The 6,000-nt window shown below is 31.1% G+C and carries 6 protein-coding genes; 4 read left to right on the top strand and 2 right to left on the bottom strand.

The annotated features are described in order from the left end of the window. Positions 1-58: 58 nt before the first annotated feature. Positions 59-1,479 (top strand): IS3 family transposase gene (locus B8978_RS13325; protein ID WP_242950543.1). Its coding sequence is split into 2 segments (ribosomal slippage): positions 59-545 and positions 545-1,479, totalling 1,422 coding nucleotides; the frame shifts between segments, so codons are not numbered across the junction. Positions 1,480-1,563: 84 nt separating this feature from the next. Here B8978_RS13325 and pyk read toward each other — a convergent pair. Further along, positions 1,564-2,982 carry a pyruvate kinase gene (pyk, locus tag B8978_RS13320; RefSeq protein ID WP_084116534.1) on the bottom strand — a complete coding sequence of 473 codons (1,419 nt, stop codon included), beginning with the start codon at positions 2,980-2,982 and terminating at the stop codon, positions 1,564-1,566. A 258-nt stretch (positions 2,983-3,240) separates the two neighbouring features. On the opposite strand from pyk, the gene B8978_RS13315 reads away from it, so the two are divergent. The 3 genes from B8978_RS13315 to folE2 are packed head-to-tail and all read left to right on the top strand — an operon-like array spanning position 3,241 to position 5,183. Further along, on the top strand, positions 3,241-3,654 hold the full coding sequence (locus B8978_RS13315; protein WP_084116533.1) for an acyl-CoA thioesterase: 414 nt from the start codon (positions 3,241-3,243) through the stop codon (positions 3,652-3,654). A 38-nt stretch (positions 3,655-3,692) separates the two neighbouring features. Then, a complete protein-coding gene (gene queC, locus B8978_RS13310; RefSeq protein WP_084116539.1) occupies positions 3,693-4,367 on the top strand; it encodes a 7-cyano-7-deazaguanine synthase QueC in 675 nt (224 codons plus the stop codon). 24 nt (positions 4,368-4,391) lie between these two features. Next, positions 4,392-5,183 carry a GTP cyclohydrolase FolE2 gene (gene folE2, locus B8978_RS13305; protein ID WP_084116532.1) on the top strand — a complete coding sequence of 264 codons (792 nt, stop codon included), beginning with the start codon at positions 4,392-4,394 and terminating at the stop codon, positions 5,181-5,183. 138 nt (positions 5,184-5,321) lie between these two features. Here the strand turns inward: folE2 and gloA2 are convergent, their stop codons facing one another. Continuing rightward, positions 5,322-5,708: an SMU1112c/YaeR family gloxylase I-like metalloprotein gene (gene gloA2, locus B8978_RS13300; RefSeq protein WP_084116531.1), complete on the bottom strand. Its 387-nt coding sequence runs from the start codon at positions 5,706-5,708 to the stop codon at positions 5,322-5,324. Positions 5,709-6,000 lie beyond the last annotated feature (292 nt).

Genomic DNA, 6,000 nt, shown 5'->3' with positions numbered 1-6,000 from the left:
TGAACTGACCCCCATAAGTTAGACCTAAAAATCTAATGTATGGGAGGTCAGTTTTTTTATGGCAAAATATAGTTTTGAATTCAAGAAAAAGATTGTTCAAGAATATCTATCAGGTGAAGAAGGAGCACACTATCTTTCAACTAAATATGGCGTTCCTGCACATCGAAATATACAACAGTGGATAAAAGCATACAAAAAGTATGGCGATAAAGGATTAATGCGTTCGAGAAAAAATGAAAAATATACTTTTGAATTTAAGACCCATGTGGTAGAGTTATACTTATCTAAAGAAGTTTCTTATCAGGAACTGGCTTTATCGGTTGGAATCGGTAATCCGCCATTAATAGCGAAGTGGGTTAATGATTTCAGAATTTCAGGTCCTGATGCTTTGAGACCAAAGCGGAAAGGGAGGAAGAAATCATTGGAATCTCCAAAGACCTCACAATCAAAAGAACAGTTTGATACAAAACCAGTGGATACAAGTGTTGAGCATGTTAAACAGCTTGAAGATGAGTTACTTAAGTTAAAAATAGAGAATGCCTATTTAAAAGAACTGAGGAGGTTGCGTTTAGAAGAGGAAACTCTTCTGAAAAAACAGCGGGAATCATTCACAGCCTCCGAGGATACTTCAAACTAAAAGATATTCTCGCATTCACAGGTTTTCCTAAATCAACATATATGTACTGGCAAAAACGCTTTGATAGAGAAAATCCAAACAAGGATCTTGAACAAAGAATCCTTGAAATCAGAAAAGAGAATAAAGATTTCGGCTATCGTCGGTTATATGGAGAATTAAGAAAACAAGGACTAGTTGTAAACAAGAAACGTGTTCAACGAATTGTTCAGAAGCTAGGTCTTCAAGTTACTTCGTTTACCAGAAGAAGCCGTAAATACAGTTCTTATAAAGGCAAGGTGGGTAGAGTTGCTCCTAATAGAATTCACAGGAGGTTTGAAACTCATATTCCACACCAAAAGATTACAACAGACACTACAGAATTTAAGTATTATGTTATAGATGATAAAGGAAGAATGATCATCAAGAAACTTTACCTAGATCCATTTATGGATATGTGTAATAGAGAAATAATTAGTTATTCTATTTCTCAACGTCCGTCTGCTGAGAATATAATGAATGCATTAAATGAAGCTGTAAAAATTACAAGCGATTGTAAATATAGGCGTACATTTCATTCGGATCAAGGATGGGCTTACCAGATGAAAGCTTATTGTTATAAGCTAAAAGAAAATAAAATCTTCCAAAGTATGTCCCGGAAAGGAAACTGCCATGATAATTCAGTAATGGAAAACTTCTTTGGAATTATGAAACAAGAAATGTATTATGGTTTGGTTTACTATAGCTATGAGCAACTGAAAGAGACAATAGATAAATATATAAAGTATTATAACGAGAAAAGAATTAAAGAGAAACTAGGATGGATGAGTCCTGTAGAATACAGGCTCAGCCTCTTGGCTGCTTAAAATAATTGCGTAGCAGTTAAAAACTACTACGCAATAAAGTCTAACTTATTGGGGTCGCATCATTCAGAGTAATAGCTACTTTTTTTATACTTCTTGTATTTTCATCATATTAGTAGTACCAGATTTACCAACGGGTATTCCAGCAGCAATTATAACTATTTCACCTTTTTTTATATAACCAGCATTTAAACATTTTTCAACTGCATCTGCCATTAATTCATCAGTTGAAGTTAATTTCTTTGATATTATAGTTTCCAATCCAAAATTAAGCGATAGACTTCGTGCAACAGGTCTATTAGGAGTAACAGCTATGATTGGGCAACTAGGTCTATACTTTGAAACCATTCTTGCAGTAAGGCCACTTTGTGTTGCAGTTATTATTGCAGAAACTTTTAATTCATCTGCTGTTGTGCATGTAGCAAGGCTTATGGCATCAGATATACTTTTTAAATATTCTTCTTTTCTTTCGTTAAGGGCTGCTCTATAATCTATATTTGATTCTGCTTCTTTTGCTATATTAGACATGGTAAGAGCTGCTTCAATGGGATAATCTCCACTAGCACTTTCTCCGCTTAACATTATGGCATCAGTACCATCGAAAATGGCATTTGCGATGTCGGAAGCTTCAGCTCTTGTTGGTCTAGGATTTCTTATCATTGAATCAAGCATTTGAGTTGCGGTAATAACAGGTTTTCCAACTTTATTACATTTATGTATTATCATTTTTTGGACAATAGGAACTTTTTGAATAGGTATTTCTACTCCCATATCTCCTCTTGCAACCATTATTCCATCAGCAACTTTTAATATTTCGTCAATATTATCTACGCCTTCTTGAGTTTCTATTTTAGGAATTATTAAGATATTTTTACCGCCGTGAGCATCTAATATTTTTCTTACATCCAAAACGTCACTTGCTTTTCTTATAAAGGAAGCAGCTACAATATCAACTTGTTGTTCACAACCAAAAATTAAGTCGTATTCATCCTTTTCAGTTACAGCAGGTAGGCCGATATTTACATTTGGAACGTTAATTCCCTTATGATTTGAAATGTATCCTGAATTGATAGCAGTACAATTTATCTCTGTACCTTCAATTGAATCGATTTTAAATTCAAGAAGACCGTCATCTACTAGAAGTGTGTCATTTACTTTAACATCTTTATAAAGATCTTCATATGAGATAGAGCACTTCTCATGATTGCCAAGTATTTCTTTTCCACAACTAAAAGTAAAATTTTGTCCTTTTTCAATCAAAAGTTTGTCACCGCTGAAATTATGAGTTCTAATTTTAGGGCCTTTTATATCTAACATTATTGCAACAGATTTATTAAGTTTAGTTCTAAGACTTTTTATGAGATCAATTTTTTCTTTGTGATCCTCGTGAGTACCATGTGAAAAATTTAGTCTAGTAACATTCATACCAATATCCATTAATTTAGTTAAAATTTCTTCATCGTCACTAGCTGGGCCTATTGTAAAAACCATTTTTGTTTTTTGCATAATTAATATCCCCTTTACTGTTTTGTATAGTTATCGAATTTTACAAGTTAATACTTTATTAAAATTCAAAATATTAATTAAATTATAATATGTGTAATTTACACAAAAATTATTAATATGCTTTAACTACATAATAAATCATATATCGAGGATATTCAATGATATAATGCACAAAGTTTATATAAAATTGTTGTAGACATACACTATATAGTATGGTTTTTAAGGATATGATATAATGTACAAAAGGGAGATGATACATTGTTTATTAATGAAACAAAACTTAATGTAAGATATGCAGAAACAGATAAAATGGGAATTGTACATCACTCAAAATACTATGTATGGTTTGAGGTTGCTAGAGATGAATTTATTTCTAAATTAAACATAACATATAAAGAAATTGAAGATATGGGGATAATGATGCCTTTAATTGAAACTCATTGTAAATACCTTGAGGGTGCTAAATATGGCGATGAAATTATAATTAAGACTTCTATAGAACAATTGACAGGAGTTAAAGTTGTCTTTAAATATGAGGTTTTTAGAGCAAGCGATGATAAAATTTTAGCCAAGGGCAGTACGGTTCAGGCATTTGTAAGCAGCAATGAATTCAAAATTATAAATATAAAAAGAAAATATCCTGAATTGTGGAGTAAGATAAATATAATATAAAAAATTGAAATTTTATTACATGAGAGAAGTGTTATATGATGAAAAAAGCAGTAGTATTGTTATCAGGTGGATTAGATTCCAGCACAGCAATGTATCTAGCAAAATCAGAAGGTTATGAAGTTCATGCTATGTCATTTAATTATGGACAGAGGCATAAAAAAGAAATAGAGTTTGCAAAAAAGATTGCTGAAAAAGCAGGTGTAAAAGAACATATTATTGTAAAAACAAATATGAATGCTTGGGGCGGATCAGCTCTAACAGATTCAAACATTGATGTACCTAAGGGTGACTTAGAAAATGAAGAAATCCCAGTTACTTATGTACCAGCAAGAAACATGATATTTTTATCCTATGCAGCTTCTTATGCCGAGGCAATTGGAGCACAAGATATATTTATTGGTGTTAGTCAGGTTGATTATTCAGGTTATGTTGATTGTAGAAAAGAATTTATTGATGCCATGGAAAATTCAATTAATCTTGGAACTGTTTGTGCAGTGAAAGATAATAGGAAGATAAAAATACATGCACCATTTATGTATATGACAAAGTCAGAAGAGATACAGCTGGGAATGAAACTCGGAGTAGATTACTCACTTACATGGACTTGTTATAATGGATATGAAAAAGCATGTGGAGAATGTGATAGTTGTAAACTTAGATTAAATGCTTTTAAAGAAGCTGGATATAAAGACCCTGTGGAATATTTTAATTAAGAGGCAGAAAGAGAAGAGGCTATTATGGAAGATATACAAAACAAAAAAGGAGACTTTGATTTTAAAATAGATAAGGTAGGAGTGGAAAATATACAACATCCATTTTATATTAAGAAAAAAGATGGCAATGTTATTGAAACTATAGGTAACTTTTCTATGTCTGTAAGCTTAGAAAAATATCTAAAAGGAATTAATATGAGCAGACTTCCCATAATACTATCTGAATTATATGTAGACAAGTGGAAGATGGAAAACTATAAAGAAGATACAGAATTTGTACTAAAAAAAATATGTGAAAAACTTGAGTCAAAAGATTCATATTTTGATATTAAGTTTAAATATTTCTTGGCGAAAAGTGCACCTGTATCAAAGTTTGAGGGATTAATGCCATATGAGTGTAAAATAGAAAGTGCACTTAATAAAGAAAAAGACAAATTTGATATGATTTTAACTGTAGAAGTACCAATTACTACTCTTTGTCCTTGTTCAAAGGCAATAAGTGAATATTCAGCACATAATCAAAGAGGATATGTTGTTGTATCAGTTAGGTATAATGGAGAAATTCATATTGAAGATATAATTTCTATGATAGAAGAAGTTGGAAGTTGTGAATTGTATCCAATTTTAAAAAGAATAGATGAAAAATATGTTACAGAGAAAGCATATGAAAACCCAAGATTTGTTGAAGATATAGTTAGATTGGCTGCAAAAAAATTATATGATAATAAAAATATAACTTGGTTTAAAATCAGTTCACATCATCAGGAATCCATACATCCGCATGATGCTTATGCAGTAATAGAAATAAACAAATAAAGTGAAACTTGTACTCAGGGATTATTTGTGGGTTCGTCCAATCTGAGTACAAGTTTCACTAAAATACAGTGCGTAGTAGCCGTTGTCTCTAGCTTTGAAGAAGATGGGAGTCATCGGATAAAAAGTATCTAAAGAAAATCAAATGGAATACAGTTCTATAGGCAACCCATCAGGATCACTAAAAAATGTAAATCTTTTATTAGTAAACTCATCAACTCTTATGGGTTCAACATCTATTTTGTTGTCATTTAAATAATTAACGGCAGCTTCTATATCATCAACTTCAAAAGCAATATGTCTAAGTCCACAAGCTTCGGGGTAACTTGGCCTTTTTGGTGCATTTGGGAATGAAAAAAGCTCTAATCTATTATTAGGGCCAACAGATAAGTCAAGTTTGTAAGAATCTCGTTCACTTCTATAGGCCTCATTTATTATAGGTAAACGTAAAATTTCAGTATAAAACTTTTTTGATTTAGCATAATCAGAACAAATTATAGCAGCATGATGTATTTTATTAAAATTCATTGTAAACCTCCATTGTCTATCAGTTTCTAAATAGAATTATACCATAGTAAAAGTATATGTAAAGAATTTAAAAACTTCCAAATATATTGATCAGTACTTATAGCAATAATAAACTCCATTTATATAAAGTGCTCAGGAAGCACACATGAAACAATGGAGATAATATTAAAGAACAGATATTAAACAATAAAATTAATTGCCTTTTTAAAGTAACTGTTCTAAAATTAACAATATGATGGTATAATATGAAAAATTAAATAAATTATTATTGTATCATAAGGAAGTGATAATA

The organism is Clostridium acidisoli DSM 12555 (assembly GCF_900176305.1).
GTDB classification, from domain to species: domain Bacteria; phylum Bacillota; class Clostridia; order Clostridiales; family Clostridiaceae; genus Clostridium_I; species Clostridium_I acidisoli.
The sequence above is the reverse complement of the archived record's forward strand: the minus strand, read 5'-3'. Positions and strand labels throughout refer to the sequence as shown.

Excerpts from the sequence above, each read along its gene's own strand:
- queC (WP_084116539.1), top strand. The coding sequence starts at position 3,693 with ATGAAAAAAGCAGTAGTATTGTTATCAGGTGGATTAGATTCCAGCACA.
- folE2 (WP_084116532.1), top strand. The coding sequence starts at position 4,392 with ATGGAAGATATACAAAACAAAAAAGGAGACTTTGATTTTAAAATAGAT.
- pyk (WP_084116534.1), bottom strand. The coding sequence starts at position 2,982 with ATGCAAAAAACAAAAATGGTTTTTACAATAGGCCCAGCTAGTGACGAT.
- gloA2 (WP_084116531.1), bottom strand. The coding sequence starts at position 5,708 with ATGAATTTTAATAAAATACATCATGCTGCTATAATTTGTTCTGATTAT.